The organism is Herbaspirillum frisingense (genome assembly GCF_047325095.1).
GTDB classification, from domain to species: Bacteria; Pseudomonadota; Gammaproteobacteria; order Burkholderiales; family Burkholderiaceae_D; genus Herbaspirillum; species Herbaspirillum frisingense.
Window position 1 is genome coordinate 5252281 of the sequence record NZ_CP168558.1, and the last position, 14642, is coordinate 5266922.

8 protein-coding genes are annotated in these 14642 nt (G+C 64.6%); 1 reads left to right on the top strand and 7 read right to left on the bottom strand.

The features are described 5' to 3' along the window. Positions 1-6 precede the first annotated feature (6 nt). The 3 genes from ACEOAC_RS23905 to ACEOAC_RS23915 all read right to left on the bottom strand — a co-directional run bounded on the left by ACEOAC_RS23905 (position 7) and on the right by ACEOAC_RS23915 (position 8745). Complete coding sequence (locus ACEOAC_RS23905) at positions 7-4209, bottom strand: beta strand repeat-containing protein (protein ID WP_413628624.1); 4203 nt, start codon at positions 4207-4209, stop codon at positions 7-9. A gap of 1 nt (position 4210) precedes the next feature. Then, positions 4211-5860, bottom strand: coding sequence for a ShlB/FhaC/HecB family hemolysin secretion/activation protein (locus ACEOAC_RS23910; protein ID WP_413444177.1), 1650 nt, complete (start codon positions 5858-5860; stop codon positions 4211-4213). A 611-nt stretch (positions 5861-6471) separates the two neighbouring features. Continuing rightward, positions 6472-8745 (bottom strand): CHASE2 domain-containing protein, encoded by a 2274-nt coding sequence (locus tag ACEOAC_RS23915; protein ID WP_241812527.1) that lies wholly within the window; start codon positions 8743-8745, stop codon positions 6472-6474. A 216-nt stretch (positions 8746-8961) separates the two neighbouring features. Here ACEOAC_RS23915 and ACEOAC_RS23920 point away from each other — a divergent pair, with 216 nt between their 5' ends. Further along, a complete protein-coding gene (locus ACEOAC_RS23920; protein ID WP_413444175.1) occupies positions 8962-9804 on the top strand; it encodes an aldo/keto reductase in 843 nt (280 codons plus the stop codon). An 18-nt stretch (positions 9805-9822) separates the two neighbouring features. Here the strand turns inward: ACEOAC_RS23920 and ACEOAC_RS23925 are convergent, their stop codons facing one another. The 4 genes from ACEOAC_RS23925 to ACEOAC_RS23940 form a co-directional block, all read right to left on the bottom strand. Next, positions 9823-10488, bottom strand: a complete 666-nt coding sequence (locus ACEOAC_RS23925) for an aspartate/glutamate racemase family protein (RefSeq protein WP_006464072.1) — start codon at positions 10486-10488, stop codon at positions 9823-9825. A gap of 22 nt (positions 10489-10510) precedes the next feature. Then, the gene (locus tag ACEOAC_RS23930) at positions 10511-11959 is read right to left on the bottom strand and encodes an MFS transporter (protein WP_077235829.1); all 1449 of its coding nucleotides are present in this window, start codon (positions 11957-11959) and stop codon (positions 10511-10513) included. 467 nt (positions 11960-12426) lie between these two features. Then, positions 12427-13275 (bottom strand): MurR/RpiR family transcriptional regulator, encoded by an 849-nt coding sequence (locus tag ACEOAC_RS23935; RefSeq protein WP_413628625.1) that lies wholly within the window; start codon positions 13273-13275, stop codon positions 12427-12429. 81 nt (positions 13276-13356) lie between these two features. Then, positions 13357-14613: an Hsp70 family protein gene (locus ACEOAC_RS23940; RefSeq protein WP_039875855.1), complete on the bottom strand. Its 1257-nt coding sequence runs from the start codon at positions 14611-14613 to the stop codon at positions 13357-13359. Positions 14614-14642: the final 29 nt, after the last annotated feature.

The window sequence follows — 14642 nt, forward strand, 5'->3', positions numbered from 1 at the left end:
GGTTCATCAGGTGCACATCGGCAGCGGTTTCTTGACCTGCTTGCGATCGCCACCCTCATCGCCGAAATTGTCGGCGGTGCCGCCCACGGTCTGGCCGCTGGCATTGTTCTGCTGCAGGACATCGCCGGTATGGTAGGCCGCCGAATCCGACAGCTGCGCATTGTTCAGCGTAGCCTGCAGGTTCTGGCTCTGCTGGTTCTGCTGCTGCTGCACTGCCTGCGCGGTCTGGCTGTTGGCCGAGCTGCTACTGGTGCTGCTACTGCTGGCCGCCACCGGCGTACGGGTACCGTTGGCGTCGGTGATGGTCACCCCTTGCGCGTAGCCGATCACCGCGCCGGAATCCACTGACAGCAGCGCCACGCCCGGCGGCGAGGTGGAGATGTTGGCATTGATGGTCATCGAATCGCCGGCCGAGAGCGTGATGTTGCCGCCGGTGGAGACCAGCACGCCATTGACGGTCAGCGTGTCGTTGCTGCCCGACGAAGCCCCGGCAGTCAGCGTGATACTGCCGGTGGCGCTCACCCCGCCCGAACCGATGGTCAGCGGGCTGTGCGTGACCAGGCTCACGGATCCGTTGGAACTCTTGACCTGGCCGGTGGTGTTGATGCCCAGCAGCGACAGCTTGCTGGCCGCGCTGGTGACCGTGCCATTGGCGCTGGTGGGCAGACTGCCGAGGAAATCGGCACTGCTGCCGATGGCCGTGGTCTGCGCACCGCCCGTATTGTCGATGCTGATATTGCCGCGCGTGGTGTTCACGCCATTGATGCTGACCACGCTGGCGTCGCTGGTATTGAGCGAATTGGTGAGGCTGATGTCACCCGTGCCGTTGTTGTTGGCCGCGAAGCCCGCCACCTGGTTACCCGAATTGCTGAGTTTGATGCCGGTGGTGGCCGCCGCGATCAACTGCCGCGTCACCCGCAGCGAAGTACCGCTGTTCTGGCTGACGTTGCCGCTCTGCGCTTCCAGTACCAGATTGTTGGCGGTGATATTGCCCACGGCCAGAGCGCCGCTGGCCTGCGACAGCGCTGCGTCGGCCAGGGTCAGATTGCCACCGGTCTGGGTAAAGCCTTCGGCCACCACCAGGCGCGAGCCGGTATTGCCGGTCACGGTGCCGTTGGAGACGGTCAGGTTGGACAGGCGGACATCGCCACCCAGTGTCAGGTTACCGGCGGTCAGATTGACCGTCATGCCGGACTGCGAGGCATTGGCGATGGTCACGCTGCCCTTCAGGAGCGTGGTCTCCCCCTCGATCATGTCAGTACCGCCGATGTTGAGGGTGCCATTGCCGCTGGTGGTGCCATTGAGAATCAGAGCCGTCGTGGCATTGGCAGCCGCCGAACTGCCGACACTGACGTTGGCCGTCCCCTGGATGCTGGCACTGTTGCGGACCGTCAGGTTGCCGCTCTGCTGATACAGCTGGCCGCCCTGGGCGATCTGCAGACTGCCGATCACGTCATCCCCGCTGTCATGCCGCAGGCTGGTGTTGGCCGCGATGATCACGGTATCGATCTGGGTCGGAAGATAGGTGTCGCTGGTGCTCTCCCCCTGGCTGTCGGCCCAGCTGTAGCGGCTGCCCCAACCACCCTCGCTGTTAGCCGCGTAGAAGGTCTCGGCGCCCCTGAACTGCAGGCTGAGCGAGCCGCCGTCACCGTAGACCGCCTTGATCATCTTCTCGTCGCTACCGACTTTGACCACATCGCCGGTCACGTAGCGGAAATAGCTGTCCCCGACGCCGGATTCGCTGAAACCGAAATCGAAGACATCAAAGCTGGCGTTGCTCGTCGGAACATAGTTGCCGAGCAGTCGTGTCTTGAGGGTACCGTCCAGGTTGACCGAGCTGGTGTTGAGGGTGACGCGGTCATAGCTGCTTGGGCCGGCGATGTCGACCAGCATTCTGCCGGCCGCATTCTGCGTGAAACTGTTGGCATTGATGGTGAGGCTGCCCACCGTGCCATCGCCACCCGGCGCCAGGGTACCGTTGTTGATGACCGAACCACTGGCGGTGAGCGTGCCGTTTCCGGAAATGGTGCCGTTGGCCGCATTGGTGATCTGCTTGACGCTGATCGTGGCGCCGGCCATGGTCAGCGTGCCGTTGTTGGTCACGCTATTGCTGGCGCTGACGATGGAGGTCTGGTTGCCCAGGTTCATCTGGCCATTGTTGACCAGTCCGTTGGAACCATCCAGGCTCAGGTTCTGGTTCACGCCGCTGATGTTGAGCGTGCCATTGTTGGTCCAGGTGGCATTGCCCGAGGTATTGAGGGTGGTACCGGATGCATTGAGCAGTATCTTGCCGTTGGCATTGTTGACCACATCGCCGCTGGAGGTAATCGAACCGCTGGAATTGACGTTGATGGTGCCATTGTTGCTGATGCCGCCGCTGCCCACGACCAGATTGTTGCTCCCCCCGCTGAGCAGGTTCACGGTACCGTTGTTGTTCACCGAATCGACGTTGAGCTGGCTGCCTCTCATCGTCAACACGCCGGCACTCCCCAGCTCCAGGGCAGCGGCAGTCAACAACCCTCCCGTACCGAGATCGACCGTGCCATTGCTGATGAGCAGATTCCCTTTGCTGGAGCCATCCTTGACGTCCATCGTGCCACCGTTGAGCACGACGCGCGCGTTATTGCCGATGGTCGTCTGGTGACTGGAACTGACCACCGCCACCCTGAAACTGTCCGTCTGCACTTCCTGGTAGCCGCTTTCGAGGTTCAGGTCCAGCTTGCCCGCCGTGCTGGTGATGTTGGCGTTGATGGTGATGTTGTTAGCCGCCTGCAGCGTCAACGTCGCATCGTAATCACTGGTCTTTTCGATGGCGGCGCTGACGGTGATGTTGCCGGCCTGGTCGCCGCCATCCGTGCCTGTCCTCAGGCGCACGCTGGTGCCGTTGTTGAGCTGGTTGCTGATGGTACTGGCACTGATCTGCGAGCCGTCTTCACCAGAATACACGGCATAGGAGGTGCCACAGCTGCCACCACTGCCGGTCAGGGTGCCATTGGCCACCACCTCCAGGTCATATGGATCGATCAGCCAGGTGCCGCCCGAACCGACCGTGGGCACCTTCACCACGTCCAGTTGCTTCAGGCCCGATGTGTCGACGAAACCGCCCTGCCCCGGCGCGCCGGTGGCCGAGACATCGCCATCGATGAAGGCCTTGTTGCTGGCGAACAGCGTGACGTTACCGCCCTTGGTGCCATCGGCGGTGATACTGGAACTGGCGGTGGTGGTGAGATCCTGCGAGGCGCGCAGGAAGATGCGACCACCTTCGCGCACCACGCTGGAGGCGCTGATGACGCCGCTGTTGGTGATCAGGCCCGCAGCCACGCCGATGCGCCCGGCTTCGGCGGTGATGCTGCCCAGGTTGGTGACGTTGCCGGCGCTACCGGTGACGTTGACCGTCACGCCCGGCGTAGCGGTATCGGCCAGGGTCACGGTCTGGCCGGCGGCCAGGATCACCTCGCCCTGCGGGCTCTTGATGATGCCGCTGTTGGAGACGCTGCTGCCGATCAGGTAGACGCTGCCACCGGTGGCCGATTCGATCTTGCCCTGGTTGTCCACCAGACCGGCCGTACCCTCTTTGGCGAAGTTGAGCTTGCCGGCCAGGAAATCACTGTCGCTGATGGCCAGCGAGGTGGCGATGAAACGCGCCGCATCGATGGTACCGCTGGGGCCGATCACCACGCCGTTGGGGTTGTATAACACCACGGTGCCGGTGGCGGACAGCTTGCCGTAGATCTGCGAGATATCCGCGCCGGTCACCTTGGCCAGCAGTGCTGCCGCTGCATTGGGCTGGTTCACGTTGACCGCTGCATCGGCGCCGATGCTGAAGGAGGCGAACTTGGCGATGGCCTGCGGCGAGAGCTGGTTGATGTTGAGCGTGTTGCCGTTCTGGGTGAAGGTGACATTGCCATTGACCACGCTCCAGCCGTTGGGCAAGGTCCCCGGCGCGGGCGCCGCCGCCAGTACCGGTGCCTGCCACGCACCGCAGACGGCGGCCGCCGCCAGCGAGATGCGCAGCCCCGGCGCCAGCAGACGCTGCCAGGAGCGACGCAGCAGGCGCGACAGCAATTGCGGCAGCGGCTTGCTGGGACGCCAGGACAGCGTCAGCTTGCGCCTGCCCACCCGCACCGTGATCGACGGCGGCAGCAATTCGATGGCCGGCTGGACCGGGCGTTGCGTGGAAGCAGAAGCGGAGGTGGATGTCGAAGTCATGTCAGAACCCCAGGATTGCGCTCAGATGGGCGTTGAGATCGCCGCGTTGTTCGGTCACCGAATTGCCATTGAGCAGTACGCGCGCCACGTCCAGGCGCAGGCTGAAATCACGGCCCAGGGTGTAACGGACGCCGGCACCGAAGCTGGCCAGCGTCACGGTGGAAGGCAGCGTGGAAGCGGACGTCACGTTGTTGTTGGCACCCCGGCCGGCATCGAAGAAGGCCAGCAGGCGCATGTTCCCGCGCACCTCCTGCTTGGCCAGCAGGTCGGGCGTATAGACTTCGCTGTTGAGGACCACGCCACTGTCGGCGGCCACCGCACGTTCGGTAAAGCCGCGCACGGTATTGGCACCCGCCATGCCGAACTGCTCCACTGGCGGCAGGGCGTGCGGTGAAATCTGCAGGGCGCTGGCCAGGCGCACCTGCCAGTCGTTCTCGAAGCCCTTGAACCAGGACGCGCCGCCACGGATGGCGATGAAATTGTCCATCGACCGGCGCGAGCCGGTGAAGAGCGAATAGCGGTCCGTCACATTCAGGCTATCGTTGCGCCGTGCCTGGCCGGTAGCCAGGTTGCGGGCGATGCCCAGGTTGTAGTCGATGATCTGGCCCACGCTCTGGCGCTGCGCGCTGTAGCTGACCGACAGCGGCAGGGTGGAGTAAGGCACGCAGGTGTTGATGTTGGCGCCATTGAGCAGGCCGCCGGCGATGGCGCAGGACGACTCGACCTTCTTGTAGTCCGCCCCGAAGACCAGCTTGCTGCTCCACTCCCCGCTGCGGGCAAAGAAGTGGTTCCAGCGCAGTGCATAGACTTCGCCACGGCCGGTGATGTTGAGGGTGGAATTGAGCGCCAGCGTCTGACCCGAGCTGACATTGGATTTACCGTAGATGAAATCCAGGCTGTCACCCAGCGCATACAGCGGCACCCGATAACCCAGCGAATACAGGTCCACCTTGGCGCCCGAGGGCGAGTCCGGCGAGGTGGTGTAGGCCACCGTGGCCACATGATCGCGATTGAACAGGTTGGAGTGCTGCAGGGCCACGCCGGTACGCCAGCGGCCGGTATCGCCGCTGCCGGTGTTATCGACGTTGAGCAACAGGCGCAGCGGGTTTTCATCCTTGACGCCGACGGCGGCATCGATCTGGTTGCTGGTCTCGGAAGCCGTCAGGTTGACGTTGATCTGCTTGCCCGGATTGTCGTTGGCCAGTTGCACCGACTCCGAAATGCGGCGCAGGTTGGGGGCGCTGCCCTCGCGCAGGTCGGGAATGCTGGCGCGGATGTTCTGTTCGCTGAAGTAACGGTTGTCGCTCACCACCACCTTGCCGATGACCGCCTCGACCACCTGCAGGCGTACCACGCCGCCGGTCAGTTCCTGTTCCGGCACGCTGACCTGGACGGCGCTGTAACCGGCACTGCGGTAGGCGTTTTCCAGTGCCTCCAGGGCCTGCTGGATATCGCCGTAGACCCGGCCCGGGCCGGTGAAAGGCGCCACGACGGCATCGATGCGGGACGGCGACAAGAGGCTGTTGCCTTGCACGTCATAGCGGCGGATATCGAAGCGCTCATCCCTGGGCGCCGACATGGCCACACCCGGCGCGGGCGTGGCCGTTTGCGCCATGGCACCCGCGGCTGCGCCCAGCAGCGCCATCCCCATTACATAATGCGGCAAGCATCGTTTCATCGTCTCAACAGCCATGCCTGCGGCAAGGCTCTCCCTGTTTTCTTGTTTGCGATGTGCATCGCCCGCGCGACGCACCCCTGCCCCCTCCCGCCATGTCCTTACACCACCGATCACCCCGATCAATGGTGCAGGCGCGCAGGCACGCGACCGTGGACGACACAACGATGCCCTGTCCACGGCGATGACGCCCCACAGCGAAATACGAATACGAGAAGGAACCCCTGAAGCAGAATCATCCGGACACCGATGTTTCCCTTCTTGCGGGAGGGATGGATCGCTTCCGGATACGCTGCCGCCTTTCCAGGCGGCACCGCTTATTGATGCTTGTAAAGTATACTGACTAGTCCTGACCGAGTCGACAATAATCGACGTTTAACCGCCTCCAGTGGGCGTTTGCGCCACTTTTAGCCGAAACAAATTTCCACACGGAAATGAATTTCCCCGGCCAGATGTAAAGAATTTCAAGCCGCCTCAGGGGGTGAGAGCAACTGTCCATTGCACCGTCGAATCGGGTTCGCACCCCACCCGACAACGACCGCCAGGATGCGATGGTCGACCCGGATGTCGTCGTCCTTCAGGCGCGTCTATTTGGTCTCGAAGGTGGTCACGCCATCCCAGTCTGCTGCCGGCGGCGTGACACGATAGTGGGCGATGCGCTCCAGGTAGAGCGTGTACAGACCACGCGGCTGCTCCTGCTGCAGGGCCAGCAAGGCGGCCTCGGCCTCGTCCCAGCGTTGGGCGCGCACCAGCGCCAGTGCCGCATGCCAGCGTTCGACCTCGGCGCGCAGGACGGCGTCGAGTTCGTTTTCCAGTGCCAGCGGTTCATAGATCGGTACCGGCTCGTTCTTGCCCTTGACCCGCACCCGGTCCAGCTCGCGATAGGCGAACTGCGGCGCTGCCTGGCGCGTGGCCTGGCCCACCAGCACGCCCACGCCATAGACCTTGGTGATCGATTCCAGCCGCGAGGACAGGTTCACCGCGTCGCCCATGACCGTATACGCCTTGCGGATCTTCGAGCCCATGTCACCCACGCGCATCTGCCCGCTGTTGAGGCCGATACCGATCTTCAGCGGCGGCCAGTTGCGACGGATGAATTCCTCGTTGAGCAGCAGCGTGGTCTGCTGCATCTTCAGCGCCGTGGCGACCGCCCGGGCGGCGTGGTCGGGCAGTTCCAGCGGCGCGCCCCAGAACGCCATGACGGCGTCGCCGATGTACTTGTCCAGGGTGCCGCGATTGCCGCGGATGTCTTCCGACATCGCCGTGAGATAGACGTTGATGTATTCGCGCAGCTCATTGGGCTGCAGGCTCTCGGAGATGGTGGTGAAACCGCGCACGTCGGAAAACATCACGGTCAGCTCGCGGATCTCGCCCTCCATGTTGTAGCTTTCCGGATTGGCGGCCATTTCGGCCACCAGCTCCGGCGCCACATATTCACCGAACAGGTTGACGATGGCCTTGCGGTTGCGATACTCGAACAGGTAGCCCCAGGCCAGGTTGGAGATAAACAGCATGGCCACCAGCAGCAGCGCGGTGGCCAGTGGCAACACCATGCCGGCACTGTCGTAGAGCCAGAAGTTGAGCCCGCCCAGGGCCGCCGCTGCCCCCACGGTGAGCAGCATCGATGCCAGCGGACCCAGCATCGGCAACAGCAGACCCAGCAGCAGGCCCACCAGCAGCACCTGCAAGGCATCGTAACCCTGCGCGAAATCGGGCCGGGCCTTGAAATCATCATCGATGATGGAGGCGATCAGGTTGGCATGGATTTCCACCCCCGGATAGACCGGGTTGACCGGCGTGGCCCGCAGGTCGTTCAAGCCCGGCACGGTGGTGCCGACCAGCATGATGCGGCCATCCAGCTGGTCATGCGGATAGGTGCCACGGATCACGTCCACCGCCGGCACGTAGCGGAAGGCGCCGCCCTTGGGCCCACCGGCGCCGCGATAGGTGACCAGTGTGGTCAGGTGCCGCTCCACGGGGATGAACAGGGGCTGCGGCCTGGCTTCCACGGCAATGCCGGCCAGTGCGCCATAGTCGCGCAACTGCCCCTCGAACAGCACATCCTGGCGCTGCAGGAAGACCGGCTTGATGCGCCTGCCACCCAGCGCCACCCGTGAAGTCGCCAGTGCCAGCGATTCGTAGAAATGATCACCCACCTGCGCAATGAGCGGCACGGCGCGGATCAGGCCGTCGTCATCCGGGATGGGATTGAAGAAGCCGCCCGCCCGGGCCGCTGCCTGCAGCTGCGGCAGGTTGGCGCCGTACGCCTGCCAGTGGGTCACATCCAGTGCACGACCGCCCAGGTCGGCCACGCTGAAGGCCGGCGGTGGCAACTGCCCCTTGGCGATAGCACCCGACTCATTGGAGAGGTTGTAGCCCATCACCACCGGTTGTCCCTGCAGGGCCTCGGCCAGGCGGGCGTCGTAGTCCATCTGCGGCTTGAGCACCTGCAGCTGTCGCGCCAGCTGCGGCACATCCTTCAGCGGTCCCTGCGCCAGCTGTTCCAGGCGACCATAACCGGAGCTGGTATCGGGTTCGGCGAACACCACGTCAAAGCCCACCGATTGCGCCTGGTAGGTCTGCGTCATCTGCCGCACCAGTTGCGCCACCACGTCCCGGCTCCAGGGCCAGCGGCCGATCTCGGCGATGCTTTTCTCGTCGATGTCGATGATGACGATGCGCGGGTCCAGATCGGGCTTGGCCACCCGCATGCGCAAGTCATAGAAGAACAGGTCCAGTCGCTCCACCAGGCGGTTGGGCAGCATGCCCATGACCTGCGCACCCGCCACGCCGGTCAGTACCAGCGCCAGCAACCAGCGCGCCCAGTATTTGCCAAAGGCGGTACGCAAACGACGCAGCATGGACTTTCCCCCGGATTCCCTTTTTGATTGGCTGCGATCATGCCAGTAGTTGGTCGCCGCCACAATCGGCGCTCTGTGGCCATATTGCCTGGCAGCATCACCAGCTATCGGCCGGGCATGGATGAGCCCCATTGGCACGGCGCGATGAACCGATGGCGAAAATGGGTTCTAATGTTTTCCCATCCACTCTTTCCACCCTTCTTCCTGGAGCCACAGATGAAGCCCATCCCGCTGATCACGCTGCGCAATGGCGCGCAGGTCCCCGTTCTCGGAGAAGGTACCTGGAACATGGGCGAATCCCGCGCCGCTGCCGCCACCGAGGTACGCGCCCTGCAGGCCGGCATCGACTTGGGCCTGACCCTGATCGATACGGCCGAGATGTACGCCGACGGCAATGCCGAGCGCATCGTGGCGCAGGCCATCGCCGGCCGGCGCGAACAGGTCTATCTGGTCAGCAAGGTCTTGCCGCACAACGCCAGCAAGCGCGGCACCATCGCCGCCTGCGAAGCCAGCCTCAAGCGCCTGGGCACCGAGCATATCGATCTCTACCTGCTGCACTGGCGCGGCTCCCATCCACTGGCCGCCACCATCGAAGGCATGCAGACCCTGGTGGCGCAAGGCAAGATCGGTGGCTGGGGGGTGAGCAACCTGGATACCGACGACATCGGGGAATTGCTGGAGGAACCGGAGGGCGAGCACACCCTGTGCAACCAGGTGCTCTACAACCTGTCCCGTCGCGGCATCGAATACGATCTGCTGCCGCAGGCGCAGGAAAGCGGGATGGCCGTCATGGCCTATTCGCCCATCGAACAGGGCCGCATCCTGAAGAACCCGGCCTTGCACGCCGTAGCGCAACGTCACGGCGCGACACCGGCACAGGTGGCGCTGGCCTGGGTAGTGCGACAACCGGGCGTGATCGCCATTCCCAAGGCGGCCGACGTCGCCCACGTCGAGGCCAACCGCGCCTGCCTGGCGTTGGCCCTGGACGAGACCGACCTCAAGGAACTGGATGCCGCCTTTCCACCGCCCCGCCGCAAGGTACCGCTGGCAATGCTGTAAGCCGCTTGCAGGCGATGCTCAGGCTGCTGCTTCCAGCGCCTGCAAGGACTTCAGCAGATGACGCACCGCCGCCGGGATCGGTGCGATCACCGGCACCGTGAATCGCCGTGCCAGGGCAATGGCCGCCTGGCCCAGCGGGCCGCCGCCGATCACCACCGCCTGCGCGCCATCGATCTCCACGCATTCGCGCACGGCCTGGGCCAGGGCCTCTTCCAGTGCCTGCGGATCGGTCGCCAGCACACGCGGATCGCCCGCCGTCAGGCGGATACCGGTATAGAGTCCGCCTACCCCGGCCTGCACCGCCTTCTCGCCGATCACCCCGGCCAGTTCGGGCGTAACGGTGGCGATGCCGAAACGGCGACCGCCCTGGGCGGCCTCCAGCATCGAGGCTTCGCACAAGCCTGCCACCGGGCGTCCATCCAGCGCGCGCAGGCGTTCGATACCCGGATCACCGAAGGCGCTGATGATCGCGCCCACGCTATGCCGACCGGCCTCGCGCCAGTTGCGTTCCACCTCGGGCGCAGCCGCCGCCAGCTCGTCGGCATTGACGATCATCCCCGGCCCCTGCCCGGCACTGACGCCACTGATACCATAGGCGGCCGGCAGCTCGGCGCGGGCGATGGCCACCATCATGTCGGTGGTGGCACGGGAAGCGTTGGGGTTGATCAGCAGGATATGCGGCATGCCAGTCTCGACGGAAAATGCATCAGCTACGCGCCGCCACCGCCTGCACCGGCGCTTCGGGGGCGTCGTCCTGCAGCGGCGCATCGGGCGACTTGCCATAGGTTTCGGGAACAGTGCGCACGGCCAGCGTGAAGATGCCATACATGGCCGCGATCATGCCGAACACGCCGGCCAGGCCAAAGGCGTCGAACAGGCGTCCGGCCACCAGCGGCATGAAGGCGCCGGCAGCGGTGCCGGTGGCCAGGATGAAGGCGGTGCCGAAGGCGCGCACCCGGGTGGGATAGAGTTCCGGCGCAAAGATCCAGATGGTGGTGTTGAGCAACAGCACGAAGAACTGGAATACCGCACCGGCCGCCAGGATCAGTACGATGTTCTTGGCCAGGAAACCGATGGTCAGCGCCGCCAGGCAGGCGCCGATGGCACCTGCCGTCAGCACGCGCTTGCGCGGCAGGTGGAAGCCGAAGGCCGAGGCAGCAATTGCACCCAGCAGGCTGCCGCTCTGCATCACCATGGTAAACAACAGGCTCTTGGACATGGTGTAACCCAGGCTCACCAGGATGGTCGGCATGAGCGTCAACACCGAGATCTGCGCGCCATAGGTCATCCAGATGGCAATGCACAGTGGCAGCGTGCGGCGGGCCAGCGCCCCCTGGAAGATTTCCATCGAGCGTACCTTCACCGGTGCCGCCTGCTCGCGCTTGCCATCATCGCTGATCCAGGCCTGGCCCTGCGGCGCCGGGCCGGACAGCTTGCCACTGGCCAGGCGCGCCAGCACCTGATTGGCCTCGGCGATCTTGTGGCGCGACAGCAGGAAACGCGGGGTCTCCGGGATGTAGCGACGGTAGAAGGCACCCAGCAGGGCCGGCAGCATCAGGCAGAAGAACAGCCAGCGCCAGCTGTTCTCGCCCGGGAACAGGGTGAAGACCAGCAAGCCGAAGGCCGGCGCCAGGAAGTTGCCCATGCCGCCGGCACCGACGTTGACCAGGCCCACCGCCGTACCACGGAACTTGCTGGAGCAGAACTCGGCCAGCATGGTGACCGCAATGGCGATCTCCCCGCCCAGGCCAAAGCCGACGATGGCGCGACCGATGGCCATGACGGTGAGGTCCGGTGCCAGCGCACAGATGCCCGCACCCAGCGTGAACAGCAGCAGATCCAGGCTCAGCATGACACGACGGCCATAGCGGTCCGCCACCAGCCCGGAGACGATGCGACCGATGGCCGCGCTGGCGAAGGTAACGGTATTGAGCAGGCCGATATCGGTGGCGGACAGCCCCCACTGCTGCTTGAGCAGGGGACCGACCAGGCCGATGGCGTTCTGTTCGAAACTGTCGAACAGGCAACCAATCAGGATCAGGAAGATGATGGTGTGGTGCGAACGGGTCACGCCGATCTTGTCCAGCGCGCCGTCCAGCTCGGCTACGCGCGGCGAATTCGGGATGTCCGGCGACGAAAGTGTGGGTCCAGCCATGGTCTGCTCCTCGTGCGTAGGGATGGCAAATGAATGCTGCTCGGTCTGCGGTCGAATCAAGGCTGTGGAACCACGGCTACTGCATGTCACCGTTCGGATACTGTAGTCCAGCATGCCCGCAAATGGAAGTTTGATTTCAATAAATAGTATTTTATGAAATTTAAATTTCACTCACGCCAGGCTATTAGCAATCTGCATGCCAGCAATGCTTAATGTATGAAATCCAGCTTTCAGGAACATCGGCGTAGCCGGCAAAGCCGCCAGGAGTGGGGATGTCGGAAGAGATAGGAAGCCAGGTCGCCCGTTAGGGGCGCCCTTTCAGGTGTGCCATCGGGTGCGCCCCGCCGGGGCAGCGACAGATACCTCGACAGTCACCGCGCACCGTACCAGTGCGCCACCTGCATGAAAACAGGGAGTCAAGCCGGTAGATTCTCTGAAATCAATATTTCAAACCGGCAAGCCGGGGATTACTCGAAATCCCCCAGCTCCTCATGCTCCTGCTCCACCGCCGCCAGCCGCTTGCGCCCGGCGGCGCCGCTGGCATCGATGACCAGGGTGGCCAGCAGGTCGCACAAGGCCATCACGCCGACATGGTTGTCCAGCGGGCCGGGACCGCGACACTGGGCCTGCAGCGACCAGCGGGCCTGGGTGCAATCCGGCGAGGCATGGTCGCTGATGTAGAGGATAGGGGCAGCGGCGCGCACGGCCGCCTGCAGCAGGCGGTCCATCTGGCTGGTCTGGCGACGGGTACCGAAGACGATGACGCAATCGCGCTCGGACAGGCCGGCGGTGTATTCGGCCAGGGTCTCGCCGGGACCGGGGATGACCATCACCCGCGGCAGCACCTGGATGATCTGCCAGCGCAGGTACAGCGCAAAGGCCTGGCTGCTGCGGCTGCCGAAGATCAGCACCTGCGGGGCGCCGACGATGGCGCGGGCGATCTCGGCCATGGTGGCATCGGACAGGCGCTCGAAGGTGGCTGCCAGATTGGCCTGCGACTGCTGGAAGTGCGCCGTCACCGAGCGCACCTGGCGTGCCGCACCGGCACTGCTGCCGTGGAACAGGGGCGAGCCGACTTCCTGCTCCTCGCGCACGTGACGGCGGGCCTCTTCGTAGCTGTCATAGCCGATACGGCGGATGAACCGGCTCACCGTGGAGGGCGACACGCCGGCCAGCTGCGCCAGCTCGTTGCCGGCGTAGCTGGCCAGTTCACCCGGGAATTCCAGCAGGAAGTCCGCCAGCAGGCGCTCGGTGCTCGACAACTCGTCCAGTTTGCTGCGCACCCGGCGCACGAAGGATTCGGAAGAAGGTCTCATGGTGGCGCGGGCCGGGCCCGCTGCGGTGCTATCAGGATCGCCGCATTGTATAGCAGCTATCGCGACACGAAAGGCCGCAGTTCAACCAAACTTGCGCGCCGCGTCGATGGCCAGGCCACTGCCGATGCTGCCGAACAGGTCACCTTCCACATGGCGTGCCTTGGGCGCCAGGGCCGCGATGCGTTCGCGCAGCAGGCGCACGCCGCTGGAGCCACCGGTGAAGAACACGCTGTCGATATCGTCGGCGCGCAGGCCGGCCTGCTTCAAGAGCGCCAGCACGGTCTGCTCCACCGTCTGCACCAGGTGGTCGACGGCGGCATCGAAATCGCTGCGCTGCAATTGCAGCTGCTCTGGATTGCGCAGGCGCTCCAGGTCCAGCACGGTCTGCTCCGCCGAGGACAGCGCGATCTTGCCGGCTTCCACCTGCAGGGCCAGCCAGTGGCCGCAGCGCTGCTCCACCACATCAAGCAGGCGGGAGAAGCGCTCGCGGTCGGCCACCTCGCGCCCCACGTCCTGCAATTGCTGCCAGGCCTTGCGGGTGTAGAGCTGGTTGATGGTGTGCCAGGTGGCCAGGTTGAAGTAATAGCTGGAGGGGATCTCGGCATTGCCCTGCAGGCGGCCGCCCAGGCCGAGCAGCGGCATGACGCAGGCCAGGCTGAAATACTTGTCGAAGTCGGTGCCGCCGATGTGCACGCCGCCATTGGCCAGGATGTCGTCACGGCGCTCGCTGCGCTGCGCCCGCTGCGGCGACAGGCGCACCAGCGAAAAGTCGGAGGTACCCCCGCCGATGTCGACGATCAGGACCAGCTCTTCCCGGTCGATGCGCGACTCGTAGTCGAAGGCGGCGGCGATCGGTTCGAACTGGAAGGCGATGTCCTTGAAACCGACGTCACGCGCGATCTCTTCCAGCGTATCCTGCGCCAGCTGGTCGGCAGCCGCATCGTCGTCCACGAAATGCACCGGACGCCCCAGCACCACGCTGGAGAACGAGGTGCCGGCGGCACGCTGGGCGCGCTGCTTCAATTCACCGATGAACTGCGACAGCAGGCCACGATACGGCAGCGCCCGACCGCCGACCTCGGTCTGGCCATCGATGGCACCGGAGCCCAGCAGGCTCTTGAGCGAGCGCATCAGGCGGCCTTCATAGCCGGCCAGGTATTCCCCCAGTCCGGCGCGACCATAGCTGAAGCTGTTCTCGTCGGCGTTGAAGAACACGACCGATGGCAGCGTCGCACGGCCTTCTTCCAGCGGCAGCAGCAGGGAATCCCCCGCATCCGGGCGCAGCCAGCCGACGGTGGAATTGGAGGTGCCGAAATCCACACCGCACGCGTTCGCCATCGCCATCGATCACTCCTTGTTTTTTCGGC